Annotated in this window: 20 protein-coding genes; 14 read left to right on the top strand and 6 right to left on the bottom strand. The window is 49.9% G+C overall.

What is annotated here, in order from left to right; translation table 11 throughout:
• Positions 1–93: 93 nt before the first annotated feature.
• The gene (locus AR543_RS04780; protein WP_060536641.1) at positions 94–594 is read right to left on the bottom strand and encodes a CcdC family protein; all 501 of its coding nucleotides are present in this window, start codon (positions 592–594) and stop codon (positions 94–96) included.
• Positions 595–1,172: 578 nt separating this feature from the next.
• Between AR543_RS04780 and AR543_RS04785 the strand changes: the two genes are divergently transcribed.
• From AR543_RS04785 to AR543_RS04815, 7 genes are all read left to right on the top strand, one after another.
• Positions 1,173–1,562, top strand: coding sequence for a response regulator transcription factor (locus AR543_RS04785; RefSeq protein ID WP_060532281.1), 390 nt, complete (start codon positions 1,173–1,175; stop codon positions 1,560–1,562).
• Positions 1,562–4,573, top strand: coding sequence for an ATP-binding protein (locus tag AR543_RS04790; protein WP_060532283.1), 3,012 nt, complete (start codon positions 1,562–1,564; stop codon positions 4,571–4,573). Before AR543_RS04785 ends, AR543_RS04790 begins: the two co-directional genes overlap by 1 nt.
• Positions 4,574–4,692: 119 nt before the next feature.
• On the top strand, positions 4,693–6,867 hold the full coding sequence (locus AR543_RS04795) for a response regulator (RefSeq protein WP_060532285.1): 2,175 nt from the start codon (positions 4,693–4,695) through the stop codon (positions 6,865–6,867).
• Entirely contained in the window at positions 6,864–7,979 is a 1,116-nt protein-coding gene (locus tag AR543_RS04800) for a HEAT repeat domain-containing protein (protein ID WP_060532286.1), read from the top strand. The genes AR543_RS04795 and AR543_RS04800 overlap by 4 nt, the downstream gene beginning before the upstream one ends.
• The gene (locus AR543_RS04805) at positions 7,960–9,396 is read left to right on the top strand and encodes a glycosyltransferase (RefSeq protein ID WP_145953944.1); all 1,437 of its coding nucleotides are present in this window, start codon (positions 7,960–7,962) and stop codon (positions 9,394–9,396) included. Before AR543_RS04800 ends, AR543_RS04805 begins: the two co-directional genes overlap by 20 nt.
• 40 nt (positions 9,397–9,436) lie before the next feature.
• Positions 9,437–10,576, top strand: coding sequence for a hypothetical protein (locus AR543_RS04810; protein ID WP_060532288.1), 1,140 nt, complete (start codon positions 9,437–9,439; stop codon positions 10,574–10,576).
• Positions 10,577–10,831: 255 nt separating this feature from the next.
• Positions 10,832–11,284, top strand: a complete 453-nt coding sequence (locus tag AR543_RS04815; protein WP_060532290.1) for an Lrp/AsnC family transcriptional regulator — start codon at positions 10,832–10,834, stop codon at positions 11,282–11,284.
• A gap of 159 nt (positions 11,285–11,443) precedes the next feature.
• Here the strand turns inward: AR543_RS04815 and AR543_RS04820 are convergent, their stop codons facing one another.
• Genes AR543_RS04820 through AR543_RS04830 form a run of 3 tightly spaced genes read right to left on the bottom strand, consistent with a single transcriptional unit; the run spans position 11,444 to position 13,130 of the window.
• The gene (locus AR543_RS04820) at positions 11,444–12,004 is read right to left on the bottom strand and encodes a chromate efflux transporter ChrA (RefSeq protein WP_060532293.1); all 561 of its coding nucleotides are present in this window, start codon (positions 12,002–12,004) and stop codon (positions 11,444–11,446) included.
• The gene (locus tag AR543_RS04825) at positions 12,004–12,636 is read right to left on the bottom strand and encodes a chromate efflux transporter ChrB (RefSeq protein WP_269466992.1); all 633 of its coding nucleotides are present in this window, start codon (positions 12,634–12,636) and stop codon (positions 12,004–12,006) included. Before AR543_RS04825 ends, AR543_RS04820 begins: the two co-directional genes overlap by 1 nt.
• A 5-nt stretch (positions 12,637–12,641) precedes the next feature.
• Positions 12,642–13,130 (bottom strand): chromate efflux transcriptional regulator ChrS, encoded by a 489-nt coding sequence (locus AR543_RS04830; RefSeq protein WP_227871836.1) that lies wholly within the window; start codon positions 13,128–13,130, stop codon positions 12,642–12,644.
• 232 nt (positions 13,131–13,362) lie between these two features.
• Between AR543_RS04830 and AR543_RS04835 the strand changes: the two genes are divergently transcribed.
• From AR543_RS04835 to AR543_RS04865, 6 genes are all read left to right on the top strand, one after another.
• A complete protein-coding gene (locus AR543_RS04835) occupies positions 13,363–14,571 on the top strand; it encodes an amidase (protein ID WP_060532295.1) in 1,209 nt (402 codons plus the stop codon).
• A gap of 408 nt (positions 14,572–14,979) precedes the next feature.
• Positions 14,980–15,609 carry a nitroreductase family protein gene (locus AR543_RS04845; protein WP_060532299.1) on the top strand — a complete coding sequence of 210 codons (630 nt, stop codon included), beginning with the start codon at positions 14,980–14,982 and terminating at the stop codon, positions 15,607–15,609.
• Between the two features lie 303 nt (positions 15,610–15,912).
• Positions 15,913–16,980: a GGDEF domain-containing protein gene (locus AR543_RS04850; protein WP_158523930.1), complete on the top strand. Its 1,068-nt coding sequence runs from the start codon at positions 15,913–15,915 to the stop codon at positions 16,978–16,980.
• Between the two features lie 126 nt (positions 16,981–17,106).
• Positions 17,107–17,835, top strand: coding sequence for an MBL fold metallo-hydrolase (locus AR543_RS04855; RefSeq protein ID WP_060532303.1), 729 nt, complete (start codon positions 17,107–17,109; stop codon positions 17,833–17,835).
• Positions 17,832–18,914 carry an AbrB family transcriptional regulator gene (locus AR543_RS04860; protein WP_060532305.1) on the top strand — a complete coding sequence of 361 codons (1,083 nt, stop codon included), beginning with the start codon at positions 17,832–17,834 and terminating at the stop codon, positions 18,912–18,914. Before AR543_RS04855 ends, AR543_RS04860 begins: the two co-directional genes overlap by 4 nt.
• 102 nt (positions 18,915–19,016) lie before the next feature.
• Positions 19,017–20,084 carry a lactonase family protein gene (locus tag AR543_RS04865; protein ID WP_060532307.1) on the top strand — a complete coding sequence of 356 codons (1,068 nt, stop codon included), beginning with the start codon at positions 19,017–19,019 and terminating at the stop codon, positions 20,082–20,084.
• Between the two features lie 110 nt (positions 20,085–20,194).
• Here AR543_RS04865 and AR543_RS04870 read toward each other — a convergent pair whose 3' ends face one another.
• The gene (locus AR543_RS04870) at positions 20,195–21,046 is read right to left on the bottom strand and encodes a hypothetical protein (protein ID WP_060532309.1); all 852 of its coding nucleotides are present in this window, start codon (positions 21,044–21,046) and stop codon (positions 20,195–20,197) included.
• A gap of 103 nt (positions 21,047–21,149) precedes the next feature.
• Positions 21,150–21,473: a hypothetical protein gene (locus AR543_RS04875; protein ID WP_060532311.1), complete on the bottom strand. Its 324-nt coding sequence runs from the start codon at positions 21,471–21,473 to the stop codon at positions 21,150–21,152.
• A 343-nt stretch (positions 21,474–21,816) separates the two neighbouring features.
• Between AR543_RS04875 and AR543_RS04880 the strand changes: the two genes are divergently transcribed.
• Positions 21,817–22,263: an Rrf2 family transcriptional regulator gene (locus AR543_RS04880; protein WP_060532313.1), complete on the top strand. Its 447-nt coding sequence runs from the start codon at positions 21,817–21,819 to the stop codon at positions 22,261–22,263.
• The last annotated feature ends 7 nt before the right edge of the window (positions 22,264–22,270 follow it).

Genomic DNA, 22,270 nt, shown 5'->3' on the forward strand with positions numbered 1-22,270 from the left:
CTAGCCACCGGATCAGACCGGATGGCTAGCTTTTTGATGATATAAGTTCATTTTGATAATGATATAGTTTGTTTTGATGCTAATCCAGGTTGCTTATGCGGTTGGTTTGGAATCTGCAGCTTCGGTAATTTTGCGATACTTGCGGAACATATCGAGCCGCCAGTGCAGCAGTGTACCAAAAGCGAGAATAAAGAACACACCTGCTGTCTGCGGGATGGTGATGTAATGCTCGATAAAACGGTGCAGCAGCAGACGAATCAGCAGCAGTCCGATCAGAATAAACAAAAAGCTTTTGGAGCGCTGTACGACTACATCGGTTCCGTTATGCTCAAACCGGGTTCCGCGAATCAGCGGATACGAGAAAATAAACCAGCCCACCAGAAAAGCACCCAACGCCCATAGCCAGGACACCCGGAAATCCGGCACCACAAACATGAAAAAGCCGGTACTCATGCCAAGCGGCGGGATCAGAATCTTTTTGGCGTTAACTGGTCGATGATTGGTGCGGGAACGTACAAGAATAGCGGTCAGAGCAATAACCAGCAGACCGACAGTAGAACCTATCTGTAAAAAGGAGGGACTGAATTGTAACATGATAAAGGACAAACCCCTCTCCTGAATATAAAATATGTTAAATTCCAAAATGATGTTGAATGACCTGTATCCAGTAGAATATCGAAAATGCAGTGAAATACTTTATTAGTATATCATATTTTGGGGAGCAACCCTATTGTGTGCGACAATCCATATTGAACATCTTTTGACAGCTTAAACAATAGCGAAAAGCCTGCCGCATACAAGCTAATCCATATGAATATCGTCTTCGTACATAAGATATATGCTCCGATCCAACCTCTTACTTATACCCACACAATACGCAGATTGCGTATTAGGTCCTATTTTTAGATTCTACTCGCCAACCGACATTATAGAAGAAAGTCTGCCCTTTATACCGACGATAAGTTAACGGATAGGCCGATCTCTAATACTTGTTCCAACACGAAAGTAAAGGTCCGCCCAATTCGATGGTTTATCAGGTCCACAGGAGCAGATTGGCACAATTGTGTTAAAATTAAATTGCTATTGTTTTTAAAATAGTCCATTTATTGTTAATTATCATATAACAGCAACTATTTATTTTGTTCTATTTACTATACAAGGAGGAATCAATGATGTCATCATATCAGATTTTAATTGCGGAGGATGAACCTGCGCTGCGTTTTTTGCTGCTGGAGACATTGGAAGACGAAGGGTACCAGGTTACAGAAGCCGAGGATGGCGGACTGGCACGGGAGAAGCTGGCCGGGCAGTCTTATGATCTGATTATTCTTGATTATATGATGCCGGAAGCTACAGGGATCGAAGTATGTGAATGGCTGCGGGGCAGCGGTGGTATCAATGAAGATAAACCGGTCATTTTGTTGACTGCCAAAGCACAGGAGAAGGATCGGATCCGGGCAGAACAGGCCGGGGTTACCCTTTATATTTCCAAGCCATTTAGTCCGCTGCAGCTGCTGGATGCTGTGGAAGAATTGCTATCCGGTACGCAGAGGGATAACTGATGCAGGCCGGCGGGGGATTGGCACGCAGAATTGCCCGGTGGACGATCATTGTTTTTCTGATTTTTGGACTGATTGTATTTGCTGTGGAATGGACATTCAAGCAGCAGGTTTCGCAGATCACGGATCAGATTAATTACCATCTTGATCAGCAGAATCGCCTGCAAAAGATGGGGGAAGACTATCGCTCGACAGTATCGAATTTTCGGGCGTATCTGGCATATGACCGTGAAGATTTTCTGACAGCAGCCCGTACGGATCGGGATCAATTTCGCAGTGAACTGAACGATTATCGTACACAGCTGAGCCATAGTACGACCATGACCGAACAGCTGGATGGATTGGTGCGTCAGAGCGAGGAGTATTTCAGTTATTTCCCGACGATTCAGCAGATGAAGCAGGAGGGCAACCAGACAGAGATTGAGCGTCTGTCCCAGACGACAAGCGCACTGGTCAAGACGGTTAATGGAGAAATGGAGCAGCTGATTGCTGCTGAACGCAACGAAGTTACTCTGCTGATGCAAAAGAGCCAGCATCTCAATTCACTGGTGCTATTTATCCCGCTGGTATTTATTGCGCTCGGACTAATAGCGGCGCTGCTGCTGATCCGTTATCTAAGGGAATTGATCGTCAAGCCGGTCATACAGATGGAATCTGCCGTCCGTCATATCAGCCAGGGAGAACATGTACGGCTGGATCATCGGGTGAATGAAGACGAGATCGGCAGTCTTATGGATGGCATTAATCATATGAGTGACCAGTTACAGGAACGCCATCAGGAACTGGAAAAAACGCTGCAGCATATGGCAGAACAGCATGATGAACTGGAAGCACAAAACGAGGAAATTCTGGTACAGCAGCATGAGCAGGAAGTCATTCTGGCCAAATTGACCGACCGGGAGAGACAGCTGCAATTAATTAACTCTTATCAGGAAAAGCTGACCGGCTTTACAACAATGAGCGAATTTTTGGAGAGCAGTCTGCGCGCACTGCTGCAGGCAACCCATCATGATGCATTGATGCTCGTGATCCAGTCGGAGCAGGAAGCATCGGTATTTCATACGATTCATGCGATTGGGTGGCCCGGACATACAGAGCCGTCTCATCGCACCGGGTTATTCGGTCCCGCACTCCAGGTGATGGAAGAAAAAAGACCGATTATACGCAGCCGGGTACTGAGCGGAGAAGAACGCGGCATTCATCTGGGCTATGAACGCGCAGATGATCATTACTATCCGCTCTGCGATGATCATATGAGAGTAATCGGTTTTCTTTTGCTGACGACCTATGGAAGTGCAGCCGTTCAGATACATGACAAAATGCTGACCGAAGGACTGGTTAATCAGTTCGGAATGGCCTATCAGGCACAGCTCGCAGGAGAAGAACGTCTCAAGCAGAGTATCCGCCTGGAAGAATTGAATGCCGAGCTGGAAGTGGAAAAGCTGATGATTCGTCAGCAGCGCGATACCATTCAGGAGATTATCGACTCGCTGCATGAAGGACTGGTGCTGTGCGACCAGGAAGGAACGGTTTCCTTTTCCAATGAGCAGGTAAGCCGTGTACTGCCGGATCTGCGTACAGGTGCAAGCATTATGGCGCTGGGCGATTATCTGGATACACATAGCGTTCATGCGGAGAATCTGAGTGCACAGATTCAGCAGGCTATCCAGGGAATGGAAAATGACTGGAAAACCCAGTTTTCCCTGCGCGGCCGTGACGGCTCTATTTATTATCTGGAACTGTATATCAATACGATTACAGGAGCGGATATGAAGGAATATTATCTGCTGGTTTTCCGCGATCGTACCGAAGAAGAACAGGCCGATCAGATGAAAAATGAATTTGTCAGCATCGTCTCACATGAGCTGCGTACGCCGCTGGCCAGTATTCTCGGTTTTGTGGAGATACTGCTGCATCGTGAAGTGAAACCTGAGAAATCACGCAAATACATGGAGACTATCCACCGGGAAGCGAATCGGCTATCCAATCTGATCAGCGATTTTCTGGATCTGCAGCGCATGGAGTCCGGCAAGCAAAATTATACGCGGGTTCCATTTGATCTGAGACCGATTGTACATGATGTTGCCCGTCAGTGGGACGGCAAGCAGGAGCACCAGATACAGATTATGCTGCCGGAAGATCCGTGTTTTGTCGATGCGGATACAGACCGGATCACCCAGGTGATGCACAATCTGATCAGCAATGCCATCAAGTATTCGCCGGGTCAGCCGCAGATTGATGTGCGGATTGTCGATGGTGGAACCGACTGGATCGCCGAGGTGCAGGATTACGGACTCGGCATACCGGACGAAGCCAAGGATAAAATGTTCGGTAAATTCTATCGGGTAGATAATTCGGATCGCCGCCAGATTGGCGGAACCGGACTGGGTCTGGCGATTGTACGTGAAATCGTACGCGATCTAGGCGGGGACGTTTATTTTGATTCCCGTCTGGGTGAAGGCAGTACATTTGCAGTACGTTTACCCAAGTTCAATATCTCGCAGCTGGATAATAAAGTCGTAATTATCGAGGATGATGATAATCTGTCCGGTCTGATCCGGGCTACTTTTGAGGAACAGCAGTATGATATCCTGTCGCTGACGACAGCAGAAGCAGCCATACTCAGCCTGGAGCAGAGCGAGAAGCCGCCGCTGCTGTGCATTGTAGATATTCAGCTGTCCGGCTCGCGCAGCGGCTGGGACTTTATCAGTATTCTCAAAAACCGGGAAGAAAGCCGCCATGTGCCTGTAATTGTCTCGTCTGCGCTGGATCAGCCGGGAGACTTTGCAGAGAAACCGAATGAAAAGTATTTGCAGAAGCCGTTTACGGTAGAGCGGATGAAAGAACTTGGTATTGCGCTAATTCAGAAGGGCACCCATACAACGGATGTGGTGATCGCCGGGCATAATGAACAGGTAATTCAGTCGGCTTTGAAAAAGAATGGACTGCAGGCTGTGCACATGAAGGTCAACGAAGATTTTATTAGCGTAGATCTGCTGGGAGAAGAAGACTGATACTTCCTCCAAAATGGGTAATGAAACAGTAAAAGGAAATTATTCTGGATATGAAAACTGGCTGCTTCATAGGCGCTGTATTCTGATCGCGCAAATGCAGAACAGCCGGGGGAGGCAGTATGGATAAATATCAGCGGCTTTTTATCAAACAGATGAAAGATAAAATCAAAAAAATGACGTTGACTGGTCAAACGACACCCGAGCCGGAGCTGTATCGTCTGGTGCATTCTGCCAAAGGCACCTCCGGCACGATTGGACTGGATGACTGGTTTGGCGCAGCTGCAGAATTGATAGATCGTCTGGAGCCGGAAGGAGAAAAAGTATGGTCGGCAGAGCAGGTACGAGAGCTGCTGGCACCGATGGTCTATTTATTTCTGCTGGCGGATGAAGATGCCGAAGAAGACGATGTGCCTGCAAATGAGCCGGAGACCCAGCCGGCTCCGGTCTATCAGGGTACGCTGCTGGTAGTGGATGATGATACGAGTCTGCTGCAAATGCTCAAGGATCAGCTGGAGCAGGCAGGCTATATGACATTTGCCGCTTCGGACGGTACGCGGGCGATGGAGCTTTTTTATAATATGAAGCCGGATTGTATCATTCTGGATATTATGCTGCACGATAAGGATGGATTTGAGCTGCTGCAGGAAATTCAGGCACGCAGTGAGCAGTATTTGATTCCGGTTATTCTGATAAGTACCAGCGCAGACCGGACGACACGAATGAGAGCATATGCCTCGGGAGCCGATGACTTTATCGGCAAACCGCTGGATATGGAAGAATTTATTTTACGTATTCGTCATCAGGTACAGCGGAGGATGAAGCTGAACACGCTGCTTATGTCGGATGAACTGACCGGCGCGTATAACAGTACTTATTTTGCCCAGGAACTGGTTCGTCATCTGCAGCGGCTAGCCGATCATCATGAGCCGGCGGTATTGACCTTATTCGATCTGGACAGCTTCCGTCATATCAATGAGCGTTACGGTTATGCAGAAGGAGATCGACTGCTTCGTTATTTCTCCGATCTGGTACGTCGTTCGCTCGGACCGCAAGATATCTGGGCACGTGATCGGCATGACCGGTTTTATCTGCTCCAGCCCGGCATCAGGGAAAAGGAAGCTGTTTCTTTTGCCAATCAGCTGTTGGAACGATTGGAAAGGGAAGAACATCTGATTGGCCCCGACAGCTACCGGGTTACTTTTTCGGCAGGAGTGCTGGAGCTGAAGGCGGGGATGACGGCGCAGTCTTGCTATGATCAGATTCTGCGCATCGTAGCAGAAGCCAAGCGCAGGCATGACGGGGTCATGATCGTACCGGAGCGACGCCGGATTGCAGAGGTTCATCCAGCCCATCTATTCGGAGAAACGAGAAGCGAACTATCGGCGGCGACTGTACGATCCAACCCGGAATCGGCTGAGACGATGAGTAACGTTCCGGATTCTGTCGTAGAGGAAGAGAAACACGCAGCGAATCAGGTAGAAGCGCTGCTAAGCTCTGTTTCTTCCCGTATCAAGAAATATGCGGACAAAAAGCCTATTTTCTCTATCGACCGGGAAGAGCAGTCTGCTACACCGACTGTAGATCCATCTCGTCAATTGATGCCATCCGAACAGGAAACTACTGGGTTTGATAAAAGTGAACCGTCTGTAGATCCAGCCGGTTCAGCAGAAGGGATGCTCGAAGAAGATCATGTTCTACCGGGTGCTGTCGATCAGAAGATATCTTCGGTTGTGGAATCTTCGCTGCCGCTTCAAACCGATATGATTCGTGAACGTGAAGCAACCGGAGAGAGTGGTGGACACCGCGCTATGCTGGAATGGGTAGGCTATGAGGAGCAGACGCTCGTTAGCCGGCAGGTGGCGGAGGTAGAGCAGGCTCCTGTGCCACCTGCCGGGATTAAGCCGTGGCGATTGGCTATTATTGATGATGATGACCTGATCCGCGGCATGCTTAGTAAACGGCTGGGCGGACTGGATATCGAACATACGCTGGAAATCCGAACATTTAGCGATGGTGAAGACTTTTTCACCGATCCGTGGCATGGAGAAGATGCGCAGTATGTCGTTATCCTCGACCGGATGATGCCGCGAATGAACGGAATGGAAGTACTGCGCCGGATTCGCAATATGGAGACGCGGGCCAATTATATGGTACTCATGCTGACCAGTGTCGGCGATGATCGTGAAGTCGCAGAGGCTATCCGGGCCGGCACGGATGACTACCTGACCAAGCCGTTCAGTATTGTAGAACTGGAAGCCCGTATCCGGCGTCTGCTCGGGAGGATGGGATTATGAACAGCATGGATCCCGATTCCGTACTGACTGTTGTACTATGGCTCTGCGCTGTGATGCTGGCCGCACTGGTCGCACTGTATGTCTATCTGGCAATACGTAAATCCAGATTCAATCGAAGAGCAGCTGCCGTCTACAAACTGCGCAAGGAAATGGAGCAATCCGACTCGGTGCTGGAAGAATATCTATTGACCGGCGAGACATCGCGCCGTCTGTCCACCAAAGAGCCTTTTCGAATGGAGGCGATTCAGGAGGCGCTGCTGCATCGGCTGTCGATCAGTCGTACGCCTGAGGAACGCAGCCGGATTTATGATTTTGCGGAAAAGTATTTTTCCAGTCAATATGAACACTCACTGCATGATCGCCAGTGGAGCACCCGTATGAATACCCTGCTCTGGATTGAACAGTTCCAGATGACATCTATGGAAAAGGATCTGCTCGAATGGATGAACGATCCGCAGTGTTCGGAAGAAGAATATTTTCAGATTCTGCGAATTCTGTCCAAACTGAACAGCCATAAAATCCCTGAATATTTGAAAGGGAATGACCATGATCTGTCCGACAGTCAGCTGCTGCAGATTTTGCTTCCACTGAATGATGAGCTGCAGGGCGAGCTGATTGCCGAATTCGACCAGTATCCGTTCCGGGTGCGCTGCAGTTTTATTGATTCGCTGCGTATTCGCAATATTCGATCTGCCGAAGTGCTGAACTTGCTGGAGCGTCAGCTGGCTGGAAACGACAGTGAGCTGCGTATCCGCGCACTCAAGGCAATTTCCAACTTTGGCTATCTAACGCCGGAAGCGACCCGGCAGCTGGTAGAGAAGATGGAGCATGAGCATGATCAGGCGGTAGAACAGGTATCCTGGCCGGAACGGCTGATGCGTGCCAGAGTCATGGGTAATATCCGTGAAGATATCTTCGTACCCTATCTGGAGGAAATGCTGGGGGATTCGGCTTACCGGGTTCGCCAGCAGGCAGCCGAATCCCTGGCTGCCTACAAAAACGGACTGGAGCTGCTGGAAAAGGTGGCTGCCGGTGAACATGCGGACCGCTATGCGCGCGAGATGGCGGAGGAGACGCTGGAAAGGAAACAATATGAGCGGAATCTGGCTTGATATTACAGGAACCATTTTCGAAATCCTGAGCATTATTATTATGATCTATGTCGTCAGTGTCAGTATTGCTTATGTTGTTCTATTTTTCGTGGCAGCACGGAAGTTGAACCGGGAAAAGGACCTGAACGAGAGCCAGTATGATCAGGTGCTGGAAGAAGAGCTCGCTCCGCCGCTGTCGATTATCGTACCGGCTTATAATGAAGAACTGAATATTGTCTGGAGTGTGCGTTCGCTGCTGGGTATCAATTACAAGCAGTTCGAGATTGTAGTCGTCAATGACGGCTCCAAGGATCAGACGGTACAGTATCTGATCGATGAATTCGATATGGTCGAGGTCAAGAGCCGGGTGCGCTGGTCCGGACTGGGTAAGCCGACCAAGCCGATCCGGGGGATTTACCGTTCGCTGCAGCATAACAATCTGGTGCTGGTCGACAAGGAAAATGGCGGCAAAGCCGACGCCCTGAATGTAGGTATTAATGTATGCCAGTATCCGTACTTTGCTTCGCTGGACGGGGATACCGTACTGGACCAGGATGCTTTTATCAAAGTTATGAAGCCGATTATGGATGCCGGTCCCAATGAAGAGATTGTCGCTACAGGTGGCAGTGTGGGGATTGCCAACGGCAGTTATGTGGATAGCGGTTATCTGAGTCGCGAGAGTGTGCGTCTGTCCAGCAAGCCGCTGGTGGTGATGCAGGTTATCGAGTATCTGCGCGCTTTCCTGATGGGGCGGATCGGACTCAGCCGGCATAATCTGCTGCTGATCGTATCCGGTGCATTCGGTATTTTCAAAAAAAGCTGGGTAATCGAGGTCGGTGGCTATGAGGTCGATACGGTCGGTGAAGATATGGAGCTGATCGTACGCCTGCATCGCCGGATTCAGGAAAAGAAAAGCAAAGCACAGATCGTCTATGTGCCCGATCCGGTCTGCTGGACCGAAGCCCCGGAGAAAGCCAAAATTCTGCGTCGTCAGCGTACCCGTTGGCATCGCGGTCTATATGAGAGTCTGTGGCGGCACAAAGTGATGCTGTTCAATCCCAAGTACGGCAAGATCGGTATGATCTCGATGCCTTATTTTCTGTTCGTGGAGCTGCTCGGACCAGTCGTTGAGCTGGCAGGGGTGCTGACTGTCATCGTAGGGATTTTCCTCGATACGGTCGATGTGCGGATTACGATTGTACTGGCTCTGCTCATGCTGCTGTACGGTTCCCTGCTGTCCATGGGGGCAGTCTTGTTCGAGGAATGGTGCTTCAAGCGATACAACCGGGTAGCGGATCTGACACGGCTGTTTTTGTTCGCATTATCCGAGACCTTCTGGTATCGTCCGATTATGACACTCTGGCGGTTTGAAGGACTGGTTCAGATTGTACGGCGCAAAAATCAGGGCTGGGGGGTATGGCACGCGGTGGTGTCATGAACTCCAAAAAACCGGATAACCGGACTAATGGAGGTCAGCCATGAAACGTAAACGTACCTGGACCTTCTGGCTGATTCCTCTGCTGGTCATCGCCCTGCTGCTGACCCCGTGGATATGGTGGGAAGCCAAGCCGGCGACTACGCTGCAGGTGGCTATTCTCGACAAAACGGTACCGGATACGACGTACCGTGAGCATAAAGGACTCGTCTGGCTGCTCAATCAGCAAAAATATGTCAAAGCGGATCAGCAGCCTTATGATTATACCAAAGATTATTATGGATTTTTTCCAAAGCCGGATCATCAGTATGAGACCACCGGACTGCCAGCCGACTTAACGGGTACCGACATGATCTATGTAACCGATACGTACGGTATCGAACGTGCCCAGTATAACAAGGACAATTCGACCACCGGTGATCTATCGGCAGGAATGCTCTACGGAGGACTGACCGTCCCGGATGTGCAGCGGATTCGCAGTGCGGTGACAAGTGGTGGGGTAAAAACGCTGATCGCCGAGTTCAATAGTCTCGCGACACCTACACAGCCCGGTACCCGCAAAGAATTTTATCCGCTGATTGGAGCGGAATGGACCGGATGGACAGGCAGATATTTCAGCGATCTGACCCGCGGCGGCGAAGTGCCTGCCTTTCTGAGCGGGGATGGCAGTGATCCGAATCGCTGGCCATATACCGGGCCTGGCGTAGTATTTGTCCATGAAGACGGTCGGGTGGTCGTGCTGGAACAAGGCAAGCAGATCGGCGAAGAAGGTGTACAGACGATATTGACGACCCAGGGCAAAGCCCGGCTGGGACTGGACAGCACGATTCGTTACAATTACTGGTTTGACGTAATGAAGCCTGCTGAAGGCACAGAAGTACTGGCCAATTACAATCTGGGTCTGACCGAGGATGGCAAGCACAAGCTGCAGGCCGCCGGGATCAGTTATGAATTCCCGGCTGTAATCCGGCAGCAGCATGACACCTATGTATCGTATTACTTTGCAGGAGATTATGCGGACTACGATCACTATTCGTTCTGGCGCAAGTATCAGGGCTGGGAGACTTTCAAACGCTGGCTGACATTTGACCGTCCCAACAGCGAAGACGCTTTTTACTGGCATATTTATGTGCCTTTGATGAAATCGATTCTTCAGGAAACGGCCGCAGCCAGCAGCAAATAAAGGCGTGATACCTGTCTGTCTCTATCATAAGCGGGGAAGCTCCCGGGCTTTTCCTGCTCATGATGGAGACTTTTTATTTGCGGTCAGATGGATTTACTCTATACCGCTTCTGTGATACTATCGCACTAATACATATAACAACCGGGGAAATATCGATGATTAAGCAGGTGAATGATTGCACTTCATGTACAAATCCGGCATGTATGGCAGGAGGCTGCTGGATACAGACCGGCATGAAGATGGAGGGGGAAAGAAATGGATCAGGTAGATCAAAATATCCTGCTGCATTTGCAGCAGCAGGCACGTATCTCGATGACGGATCTGGGCAAGGCGGTCGGACTGTCGCAGCCTGCCGTGACCGAAAGGGTACGCCGGCTGGAGGAGAGCGGCATCATTCAGGGCTACCGGGCGATCCTGTCCCCAGAGAAAATTGGGCATCAGTCTACAGCCTATTATTTGTTTCGGGCTAGCGATGGTCTGAACTTTCTGGATTTCTGCCGGGAAGCGGTAGAGATTGTAGAGTGTCATCGGACCAGCGGCGCGTATAATTATTTGCTCAAGGTAGTCACCTCTTCGATCCGCGAGCTGGAGGATTTTGAAGACAGGATTAGCAATCATGGAGATTATACAACGCTGATTGTACTATCCTCTCCGATCGAACACAAAGCACTCAAGCCGAATCTGCTGGAAGATCAGCGGCTGGTCTAAATAGAGAATACCGTCTATTCACCGAGCGGCAGTCTATACATACTTATAATGCATATCCATAATAAAGACCCTGCCATGAATATCTGGCAGGGTCTTCGGCGTAGTTGGATTCGGTTATAACCGGATAACAGCCCAGCCGCCGCTTTAATGACAAATCGTTTAGATAAAATAAGGCAGTACAATAGCTCCATAGGCAAAAGCCGCCAAAATGACAAAGGCTGGATGAATCTTGCGAATCTGCATAGCCCAGAATGCGACCAGAGCAATCCCCAGCGTCTGCCACAATCCGATAGAGCCATAGGATTCATCTGCCAGCTGCCATGTCAATACCAGCATCATGACCGCTATAACAGGCTGGACCAGTAGCGTCAGTCCTTTGACCACTGGAGAGGAGCGATGCTTTTGCAGCAGTCGCAGCAGAATAATCATTGCCGCTGCCGAAGGCACAATCGTCGCCAGCAGAGCGATCAACAGACCTGGAATACCTGCCACATCAAAGCCGACAAAAGCAGCGATCTTGGTCGCGATCGGTCCTGGCAGCGTATTGCCGAGTGCCAGTACATTGGAGAATGCCGTATCATCCAGCCAGTGGTAATGCGTAACGATCTCATTATACATAAGCGGGATCGAAGCCGGCCCTCCACCATAACCAAGTACATTGGCCAGGAAGAATCCCCACAGCAGCCGCAGCCATTCCAGCCAGTCATTTACGAGTGACATCAGCGTCCACCTCCATTCATGCGTCGTTCACGCAGACGCTGTACCAGCTTGAAATGAAAAGCCCCGTAGATCAGAAATGCCGCAATCACGATAGCAGCATGCACATTCAGCAGCTGCAGCAAAACAAACACGATCACGAACAAAATAATACCGAGCGTCTTGCCCAGTCCCTTGACTGCTTTCTCGCCAAATTCATAAGCCATTACACCCAGCATGACGGCAATAACCGGTACGACGGCGGCGATCATGCCCTGGATGACTTTGGAGCTGCTAAGGTAGGCGACCGCCGACAGCAGTACAATCATGGCGATCAAAGAAGGCACAATATGTGCGAGTACAGCCAGAATCGCTCCCGGAATGCCTTTGCCGCGATAGCCCAGATAGGCAGCCATCTTGGTCGCAATCGGTCCGGGCAGCGCATTGCCCAGCGCCAGAATTTCGCCAAATTCGTCGTCGCTGATCCAGCGGTAACGGGTGACAGCTTCATACCGGAATAAGGGCATAACCGAAGGTCCTCCGCCATATCCGAGTACACCGGTACGGATCATAGACCAGACCAGTTCACTATAGGTCGCCTGACGATAAGCCGGGGCATCGGCAGAAGCCGAAGAAGGGGGAGCATGTGTAGTCATGATGCCTATAACCTCATTCCCATCCGGCTTTTGTAGCGTGTGATCAGCACCTGACAGTCCACGCTCATAATACCCGGCATATTGTATAATTTCTCGCGCAAAAAAGTCTCCATCTCCTGATTATCCTTGAACAGACCGTGCATATGCAGCTTGCTGGGTCCGGTCATATGGTACAGGCTCGTTACAAATGGCTCCTCGGCCAGCTGATCCGCAGTTTCATGCAGATGCTTGGGCTCTACCTCGACATTAAAAAAGGCAGAGACAGCGATGCCTATTTTGGCCGGATTAATAACAGCTGCAAAACGCTCAATCGTTCCATTCTCCATCAATGCATTTACCCGTGCCTGTACAGCGACACGCGATAAGCCGATGTCTTTGGCCAGATCGGTATAGGATATACGTCCATTCTGGTTGAGAATAGCAATAATCTTGCGGTCGATATCATCAATATGATTCTCCTGCATGCCGCCGCCGGAGGATTTGGATTGGCTCATTTATATTCACTCCCAGGTTGTTCAGCTGTCCGATAGTGCATGATGCACAATTACCTAATAGCTGAAATAATAGTATGACAACTTTCTTTTTGAATGAAAAATAATACTTTTAATTACAATATGGATAAATATATAATGTTTAAAAATCGTTTTCAATATTAAAAATGAAATTCGGCTTACGTTTGACAGGGTGGCTGTGCTGCCGTTAACCGACTATAGGGGAGGACTCCGTATGACTTCTGAGTGGAATGCATTTGTAAATGAGCAGTTTACGCTAACACGGAACCAGAACGACAAAGGTTTGCTAAGCGGGTTAACCTTTGGGGTCAAGGATGTATTTGCACTGGAAGGCTACACGTCAGGGGCAGGCAATCCGGACTGGCTGCGTACGCATGAGCCATCGTCCGATACTGCTCCTGCGATTCTGAATCTGCTGCACGCAGGCGCTGTCCTGAAAGGCACTACCCATACGGACGAACTGATGTACAGTCTGAACGGACAAAACAGCCATTATGGTACACCGGTTAATCCTCGTGCAGCAGACCGGATTCCGGGTGGTTCTTCCAGCGGTTCGGCTGTAGCGGTAGCCGCTGGTTTGCGCGATTTTGCTCTCGGTACAGATACAGGTGGATCGGTACGGATTCCTTCGTCCTACTGTGGAATCTACGGTATGCGTCCAACCCATAATGCGGTATCGCTGGAAGGGGTGATTCCGCTGGCAGCAGGCTTTGACACGGTAGGCTGGATGGCGAAGACAGCAGGACTGCTGCATGATGTGGGGCAGGTTCTGCTGGCGGCTGACCCAATGCAGACTTCACCGGATAACGGACATTTTGCCAGGGTATACTGGCCGCGGGAAGCATGGGATATTGCCGAAGAAAACACAAGAAAACTGCTGCTGGCAGCTGCGCAGGAGCTGCTGTCCGGACTGCCGGGGCATTCATCCTCCGGGGAATGGATCTCTATCGCTCCGGAAGGACTGGGTACCTGGATGACTGCATTTCGCAGTGTGCAGGGTATTCAGATCTGGGAGCAGCACCGGGAATGGATCGAACTGGTACAGCCGGTATTTGCCCCGGATATAGCCGAACGCTTCGCCTGGGCAAGTACGCTAAAGCGTGAGGAGCAGAGCGAAGCCTTTACCAGAATGAATACCGTGCGGGACTCGCTGCGAACGCTGCTGGGCACAGATGGCCTGATGATCTTGCCAACGGCGACGGGGCCGGCACCATCACTGCATATTCAGGGTGAAGATAGTGAACGCCGCCGCTCGCAGACGATGCAGCTGTCCTCGATAGCCGGTCTGGCCGGCCTGCCGCAGATTACGATTCCGGCAGGCGAGGTAGACGGAGCACCTGTCGGCCTGTCGGTCATTGCCGGGGCACATCAGGATCTGCGCTTGCTTCAGTGGGTGCGTCAGAGTGCAATCATCACATCATAAATATATACAAAAAGGATCGTTGGTATCTCTGCAACGATCCTTTTTGTCATCCGTCAATGTTTCTCCTAATTCATTCATCATTATAGAGTGCTGCAGCTTATGGAGCAGCTGCGTTTTTGTCAGTCCGCGAACTTCTACGACACGCTTAATCTGTTTGCAATCAGGGTATTTTCCGTTTTCGCTGTACACTTTTAATCACTCCTGAAAAATGAGATTAAATCCTCAGTATATTCAAAAATACAGGTAATATGAACATATATAAATCCTATAGTTGACAGTGGATAGGTATGATTATATAATCACAATGGAATATATACTTAATTACTATTGGTAACTAATATTGATAGTTATGCATTCAGTCATCCTGCTTATAATTCCTGACTTAAAATATCCCGAGGAGTGGTTATGATGTCCAATATGGTCAAACCGGAAACAATTCAGGTAATGGAAGAACGTCATTCGGTCAAAGTATACGAAAAAGGCTATATTATTCCGCAAGAAGACATGGAGACGATCCTGTCTGCTGCCAATGCCGCTCCTTCCGCATGGAATCTGCAGCACTGGAAATTCCTCGTAATTGATGATGAAGCCAAAAAGCAGGAACTGCTGCCTATCGCCTACAATCAGTCCCAGATCAGTGACAGTTCTTTTGTCGTAGCGGTACTGGGTGACCTGGAAGCGAACCGTAATGCAGCACCTGTCTATGATTCCCTGGTAGAAGCCGGTGCGATGACACAGGAAATCCGCGATACACTGGTTAACCAGATCAATGGCGCATACCAGAGCCCTGATGTAGCACGTGACAGTGCCAACCGCAATGCTTCTTATGCAGCGATGAACCTGATGCTGGCTGCCAAAGCACTCGGTTATGATACTTGCCCAATGGGTGGATTTGACGCTGCTGCATTCATGGAACATTTCAATGTGCCTGCACGTTATATTCCAACACTGTTGATCTCTGTCGGTAAAGCGGCGAAGCCTGCTTATGCGTCAGGTCGCTTCTCCCTGGAAGAAGCAGTTATCAAAAATTCATTCTAATTTCGTATTGTACTAAAAAGTATAAAAGACCTGGCCCTATCGGACGCCAGGTTTTTTTATTTGTTTTCTGCAAAGCTTACCAACTGACCCGGAATGTATTTGCGCATAAATGAAGAACGTGTAACAGATGATAGAAGATATCCGGTTATAATGGAGAAGGTCTGTGCAAATGAACCATTTGCTTCTGAAGACCGTAACTATACATGGGTTCTTCTGGCTGTATTGCTGCCGAAGGAGTTCGTCTAAGGCGAATCCCATGAATACCGTTTGTATGAAAGGCTGGATATCATGCTGATTAATCTGTTGAATAATTTAACATTAATGACGACTTTTCTGTTTCTGTGCAATCTGCTGCTGAACAAGATCCAGGAAAGCTTCCCTCAATACAGCCGTACTTTCCCTTATATTACCGGGCTATTGCTTGGTCTGCTGGGGATTGGGCTGATGTTTTTTAATGTCAGTGCACCTGGCGGTTTTCATCTGGATTTGCGTGTACTGGCTATTATCAGTGCAGTCTATATGTCCGGCCGTCTGGCAGGAGGCATCAGTCTGATTATTTTGCTGCTTGCACGATTTCTGCTGCTGGATACGAGTAATCCAGCCGGATTGTTTATTGGAACGACTATGCTGATTCTGGCGTTTGTGCTGTCGAGTCTTTTATTTGACGGGAAACATAATTACTCCTGGCGGCGCTGGGCTATTATTGTCGAGTGCAGTATGGTGCTGCCCTGCATCCCTATATATCTGATGTACAATGGCACTATTGTACTGCCATTTTTGCTGGTTATGTTTGTTTATACACTGGGCGGGTTATTTACGTATCTATTGCTGACGTACCTGAGCCGTTCGAATCGTTCCATCTATCTGCTCAAAGAGAGTGCCAGTCGCGACTATCTCACCGGACTACATAATCCGAGGGCATTTGAAGCGATTTTTGAACAAAAGGTATTGCATGCCATGCGTACCCACGAGCCGTTTGCTTTGCTGATGATGGATATTGATCATTTCAAATCGGTTAATGATACGTACGGCCACAGCGCAGGAGATGCGGTATTGTCCGAGATCGGCGAACTGCTGCATCATTTTGTCCGCTCTTCGGATGATTGTGCACGCAAAGGCGGAGAGGAATTCGTCGTTCTGCTGCACTGCTGCAATCATGAGCAGGCCCGGCAGGCAGGAGAGCGTCTGCGCCAGCAGATCGAGCAGCATGTTTTCCCGCTGCCGGATGGTCAACAGCTGCGTATTACGGCTTCGATCGGCATTTCTGTTTTCCCGGATCGGTCGGCGGAGGAGCTGCTGGACCAGGCCGATCAGGAACTGTACCGGGCCAAGAACGAAGGGCGCAACCGGGTCTGTGCAGCCGGAATATAAAGCAGTTCAGACAGCCGTCGGACTCGCTTTTTGACAGGTGGTTATAGAGCACGGGATAATAGATGCAAGAACAAGTATACATTACAAGGAGGTGAACCGAAGTCTAGCATTAGACTTTGGGGCATAATGAATATTACAGACACAATGGAAGTTATTGAAATCAAGTCGAAATATGGCGAGCATGAAATGGTTATTTATCCAGTCGTGATCTACGAGGGAGAACAGGCTGTATTGATCGATACCGGAATTCCGGGTGGCTACGATACGCTTATGCAGCATATTCGTCCAGGATTTTCTGTAGGCTCTGTGATCCTGACACATCAGGATCTTGATCATATCGGTACACTGCCACAGCTGCTGGAGGCGGCGCCGGGCAAGCTGAACGTCTATGCACATACGGGAGATCAGCCGGCGATTGACGGCAGAGCACCTATTCTCAAAGCTTCACCAGAGCGGTTGAATGGAATACTGTCTACGCTGCCGCAGCCGGAGCAGGACGCATTCCGCTCGGTCTTCTCGACAGAGACACCGGGCAATGTAACCCATACTTTGCATGGCGGGGAAATGCTGCCATTTGCAGGCGGTCTTCAGGTTATTCATACACCTGGACATACGCCGGGGCATATCAGCTTGTACCATCCTGCCAGCAAAACGCTGATTACGGCAGATGCGATGGTCATCAATGAAGGTCAGCTGATGGGACCGGTGCCGCAGTTTACACCGAATATGGATCAGGCGCTGCAATCACTCAATGCTTTTCGCGAGCTGGATGTAGATACTGTCGTATGCTATCATGGCGGATTGTTCCGTGGTGATTTGCAGCAGCGACTGGATGAACTGGTACCGTCTCTGTGAATAACCGGTTCCAATGGCTGAGCTGGGGCTATACGCTGCTGCTGGCACTGCTGGGCGGGCTGCTGTTCAAATGGCTCAATCTGCCAGTGCCATGGCTACTCGGACCCATGATTCTGGTATTTATCGGTTCCCGGTTGTTCCGTGGGCACAGGCTGCAGCTGGCCTGGCCCACAGCAGCGCGGGATGCAGGTACAATTATTGTCGGCTATTCATTGGGATTATCGCTGACAGTCTCTACCTTATCCCGGATTGGGCAGCAGCTGCCGTCAATGATCGTTATGACGGTACTGCTGCTTTTATTTTCAACAGCGACTGCCTATCTCATCTCACGCTGGACAGGGATTTCTTTTCCGACTGTACTGATCGGCAGTATTCCCGGCGGACTGACCCAGATGGTCTTACTGGCACAGGAGCTGAAAGGGATTGATCTGACAGTCGTTACCTTTCTGCAGGTATCCCGGCTGATGATGATTGTGATTTTTGTACCGCTGCTGATTTTCAGTCCGCTGTTTGGCGTGGATCTGAATACAGTGACAGAAGCCATGACCCATTCTTCGCCGGGTTGGTCGTCACTGCCGCCAACGATCTGGTTGTTCGCTATTGTCTGTCCTGTTGCGGCAGTGATCGGCAAAAGATTTCATTTCCCGACCGCTTATATGCTGCTGCCGATGCTGGTGACTGCGGTTATCCAGCTAATGGGTATCCCGGGTCCGGCGCTTCCGGCATCTCTGCTGGACGCAGCCCAGCTAATGATCGGCAGCTCTATTGGACTAATGCTTCATCCAGAGCAGTTGAACCGCAAATTGCAGATGATTATACTCGCTGTCGGTAGTGGAGTGGTTTTGCTTATTTTTGCCTGCGTCATGAGTGTTATTCTGATTCAGTGGCATCAGCTGACACCGGCAACCGCGCTGCTCAGTATGGCACCCGGCGGTATGGATCAGATGGGGATTATTGCACATGAGGTCAATGCGGATATTGCCACGGTCAGCTGCTACCAGCTGTTCCGTACGCTGCTGATTTTTCTGGCGGTACCGACCTTTTTGCGTATGTTTATCCGCAGGATAACGATGCGCTGATGATTCATCCTCTCGTAGAATCGGTATTAATTAGAGAATGAACCAGCCTGCTGTACGCTATATGATGCGGCAGGCCAATACGGATACGAGAGGGGAATTGTCATGTCGGTAACCGATAATCAGGTATGGATGTACATTGGTACATATGCAGGCAAGGAAGAAGCCGGTATTCATGTCGCTGTGATGAATCAGGAGACAGGAGAGCTGCGCATCGTCTCGGAAATGGCCGGAGTAGAGAACCCGTCTTATCTGGCGTTGTCCGCAGAAGGAAGTCATCTCTATGCTGCCAGCGAGATCGATGAAGGTGAGATTGCTGCCTTTACGATAGATGAGCAGACGCATGAGCTGCATCTGGTCGATCGCAAAGCTACCGGTGGCGGTGCACCATGCTACGTACAGCTGACGCCCAATGGAGAGCATCTGCTGGTCGCCAACTATAGCGGCAAGAATGCCAACATTTTCCCGGTGCAAGAAGACGGAAGTCTTGGCGAAATGAGCGGCGAAGTTCATCATGAAGGCAGTGGTACGCATCCGGAGCGTCAGGATGCTCCGCATCTTCATTCTGCTGTATCTTCACTGGATAGCCGCATGGCTTATGTCTCCGATCTGGGACTGGATCAGATTGTCAGCTATACGATCGAGAACGGTACACTGGTCAAAGCAGGAGTCACCGAACTGCCACCGCAGTCCGGACCGCGTCATCTGGTGTTCCATCCGAACGGTCAGCTCGCCTACGGCATTAATGAGCTAAACAGCACCGTCACTTCCTATGCACGTAACGTCGAGAATGGGGTACTGGAAATTCTGGATACGGTATCGACACTTCCCGAAGATTTCCAGGGCGAAAATACCGGCGGCGATATCCGCCTGTCCCTGTGCGGTCGCTACGTATATGCTTCCAACCGTGGTCACGACAGTCTTATCCATTATGATATCGATGAACAGTCTGGTAAGTTGACCCCTGTAGAATGGGTGCCGGTCAAAGGGCAGACACCACGCAACTTTGCTGTAGTGCCTGGCGGATATGTACTCGTCTGCAACCAGGACAGCAATAACATTGTCCAGTTTGCGGCCGAACCGGATACCGGTCGTCTGACGCCTACCGGCCATGAGCTTACCCTGAACCGTCCAGTCTGTCTGATGGCAGATCTGAACGAAGTGGAAGGCTGATAGGATTACGATTCACTGGACTATTGTCAATAAATAACCTTGCTTCACATATAAGAAAGGTGCAGTATCTGAATAACCCGATCAAGGTTATGGCAGAAACTGCACCTTTTTTATTCATATTCTCCGGCATAGGGACGTTCTTTGCGCTTGGGTTCACGGGTGAGCCGATATCCGGCAGCATACATCAGAATCTGTGCAACCAGAATATACGGCGCAGCGGTCAATCCGAGTATGTGCAGCAGCGTCAGCGCGCATATAATCAGCGTGACGATGACAAAGGAAGCCCGTCGCCCACTTTCCCGGAATTCGGTACGGATCACACCATATAGCAGCAGCAGCGCTCCACTGCAGGACACAAACCGCATGACAGCGAACAAAGGCGCGTCCCCAGAGGGTTCCGAATACTGCAGCTCGTTAATCAGCTGCCAGCAGAACATCATTTCTACGATCAATGCTGCAAATGGCAGCAGCGGACGCAGTGTCATCCAGAACAGCGTGCCCCAGCGCGGATGCTCGCCGCGTGTCAGCAGTCCATTACGCTCACGCGTAAGCCGGCTAATCTCCATCTCCAGTGTCCGGTAGAGCAGCAGCGTGGACTGCCGATCCGAACGCTCCAGGTATTCGTCAATCCGCTTCAGCAGCTCACCAGAGGCGTAGGGAGCCGCTTTGCAGCCTAGAATAACTGTCGAAGCTGAACTCCGATTATCTGTTATACTGTACGACTTGGCTGCGGCAGCAGACTGCATGGCAACAGGCGCAGCAACAGCCGGATACAAGTGTCCGGCTGCTTGGGTAAAATAATCCAGGCTGGATTGAATCCTGCGCATGCGTTCCCGGTCTGTACTTTGCCGCTGTCTGGCAGACAGGCTATACGTTAGGACGAGCAGCACCAATCCGGCAAAGCTGACAGCGATCAGCAGTGCCGGATCATGTTGAAAAGAAGTCCATTCCAGTGATCCCACCCGATTCACTCCTTTGTTGATCAATTGATACGAACAATATGGTTATGCTGATAATATCACTATTTATAATATAAGAACAGGTGGGAGAGAAGCAGAGTCCGGCTTAGTAACGACGATAACGATCTGTACTGCGGGTTCCGGTTACGGCAATCGATTCGATCAGCAGCAGGACAGCCGCGATACAGTGCATAATCCAGCCGAGGAAGGGAATCCAGGCCAGTGCCGACGTGATAACACCAAAAGCGTTACCGAACGGCGAGCGTCCGAGACGTACGGCCAGCACCAGCGCGACCAGATGCAGGATAAAAGCGATAAACAGCGGCGAATATCCATAGGAGATTACGAATGTTCCGCCTATGATCGGAATTGCCATCAATGCTTCCAGCGCAAAGGTGATCCATTTTAATACAGGCAATGCAGTTGACATGATATCAGCTTCCTTTCCGAAAAAAGATCTATATCAAACCGACAGGACGATAAAATACTCACTCTTATTCTATTAAACGAAAAATCCGTTTTTGAGCTTCAAAATAAGGCAGATATTCTGACGGTAGCAGGCATACATGGCAGATTGCTCTATTTCTGTATAAAGTGTCTCCACAAAAAGCACGGTTTGTCCGTACCTGATCGATAAACCGTATTGGTTTTGCGCAAATTGCTGGTATACTAAATTATGGACTGGAATTGTAATCATTATAAATAGACGATTATTCATATAAATGGGAACCTGATCGCCGTATCAGAATGCCAGCAGGAAAGGAGGAATCCAGATGGCGTATAACAGTCGTTTTGCTGTAGCGATTCATACATTGTCGTTGCTTGATTCCACAGAGGGACGGATTACTTCAGAGATGATCGCAGGCAGCGTTAATACCAATCCGGTGGTCATCCGGCGAATGATTAGCCAGTTAACCAAATCAGGCTTGCTGCGTACCCAGCCAGGGGTTGCCGGTGCACAGCTGACCCGTTCCGCTGACCAGATCACACTGCTCGATATTTACCGGGCGACGCAGAATGATGCACGGGATGAATTATTTGCTATACACGATAATCCCAATCCCAATTGTGAGGTTGGACGCAATATCCAGCAGGAGTTGGAACAGGTATTTGCCCGCGCCCAGCGTGCGATGGAGCAGGAATTGGAGCAAATTACACTGCATCAGATTACGACAGATATCCATCAGATGGAAGAAGTTCGCCAGGCGATTCAGAGCTAAGACTGAA

It is taken from the genome of Paenibacillus bovis, assembly GCF_001421015.2.
Classification (GTDB): domain Bacteria; phylum Bacillota; class Bacilli; order Paenibacillales; family Paenibacillaceae; genus Saccharibacillus; species Saccharibacillus bovis.

Bases quoted from the DNA above. Each gene is read 5' to 3' on its own strand.
- AR543_RS04780 (WP_060536641.1), bottom strand. From the start codon at position 594: ATGTTACAATTCAGTCCCTCCTTTTTACAGATAGGTTCTACTGTCGGT.
- AR543_RS04785 (WP_060532281.1), top strand. From the start codon at position 1,173: ATGTCATCATATCAGATTTTAATTGCGGAGGATGAACCTGCGCTGCGT.
- AR543_RS04790 (WP_060532283.1), top strand. From the start codon at position 1,562: ATGCAGGCCGGCGGGGGATTGGCACGCAGAATTGCCCGGTGGACGATC.
- AR543_RS04795 (WP_060532285.1), top strand. From the start codon at position 4,693: ATGGATAAATATCAGCGGCTTTTTATCAAACAGATGAAAGATAAAATC.
- AR543_RS04800 (WP_060532286.1), top strand. From the start codon at position 6,864: ATGAACAGCATGGATCCCGATTCCGTACTGACTGTTGTACTATGGCTC.
- AR543_RS04805 (WP_145953944.1), top strand. From the start codon at position 7,960: ATGAGCGGAATCTGGCTTGATATTACAGGAACCATTTTCGAAATCCTG.
- AR543_RS04810 (WP_060532288.1), top strand. From the start codon at position 9,437: ATGAAACGTAAACGTACCTGGACCTTCTGGCTGATTCCTCTGCTGGTC.
- AR543_RS04815 (WP_060532290.1), top strand. From the start codon at position 10,832: ATGGATCAGGTAGATCAAAATATCCTGCTGCATTTGCAGCAGCAGGCA.
- AR543_RS04820 (WP_060532293.1), bottom strand. From the start codon at position 12,004: ATGTCACTCGTAAATGACTGGCTGGAATGGCTGCGGCTGCTGTGGGGA.
- AR543_RS04825 (WP_269466992.1), bottom strand. From the start codon at position 12,636: ATGACTACACATGCTCCCCCTTCTTCGGCTTCTGCCGATGCCCCGGCT.
- AR543_RS04830 (WP_227871836.1), bottom strand. From the start codon at position 13,130: ATGAGCCAATCCAAATCCTCCGGCGGCGGCATGCAGGAGAATCATATT.
- AR543_RS04835 (WP_060532295.1), top strand. From the start codon at position 13,363: ATGACTTCTGAGTGGAATGCATTTGTAAATGAGCAGTTTACGCTAACA.
- AR543_RS04845 (WP_060532299.1), top strand. From the start codon at position 14,980: ATGTCCAATATGGTCAAACCGGAAACAATTCAGGTAATGGAAGAACGT.
- AR543_RS04855 (WP_060532303.1), top strand. From the start codon at position 17,107: ATGAATATTACAGACACAATGGAAGTTATTGAAATCAAGTCGAAATAT.
- AR543_RS04865 (WP_060532307.1), top strand. From the start codon at position 19,017: ATGTCGGTAACCGATAATCAGGTATGGATGTACATTGGTACATATGCA.
- AR543_RS04875 (WP_060532311.1), bottom strand. From the start codon at position 21,473: ATGTCAACTGCATTGCCTGTATTAAAATGGATCACCTTTGCGCTGGAA.
- AR543_RS04880 (WP_060532313.1), top strand. From the start codon at position 21,817: ATGGCGTATAACAGTCGTTTTGCTGTAGCGATTCATACATTGTCGTTG.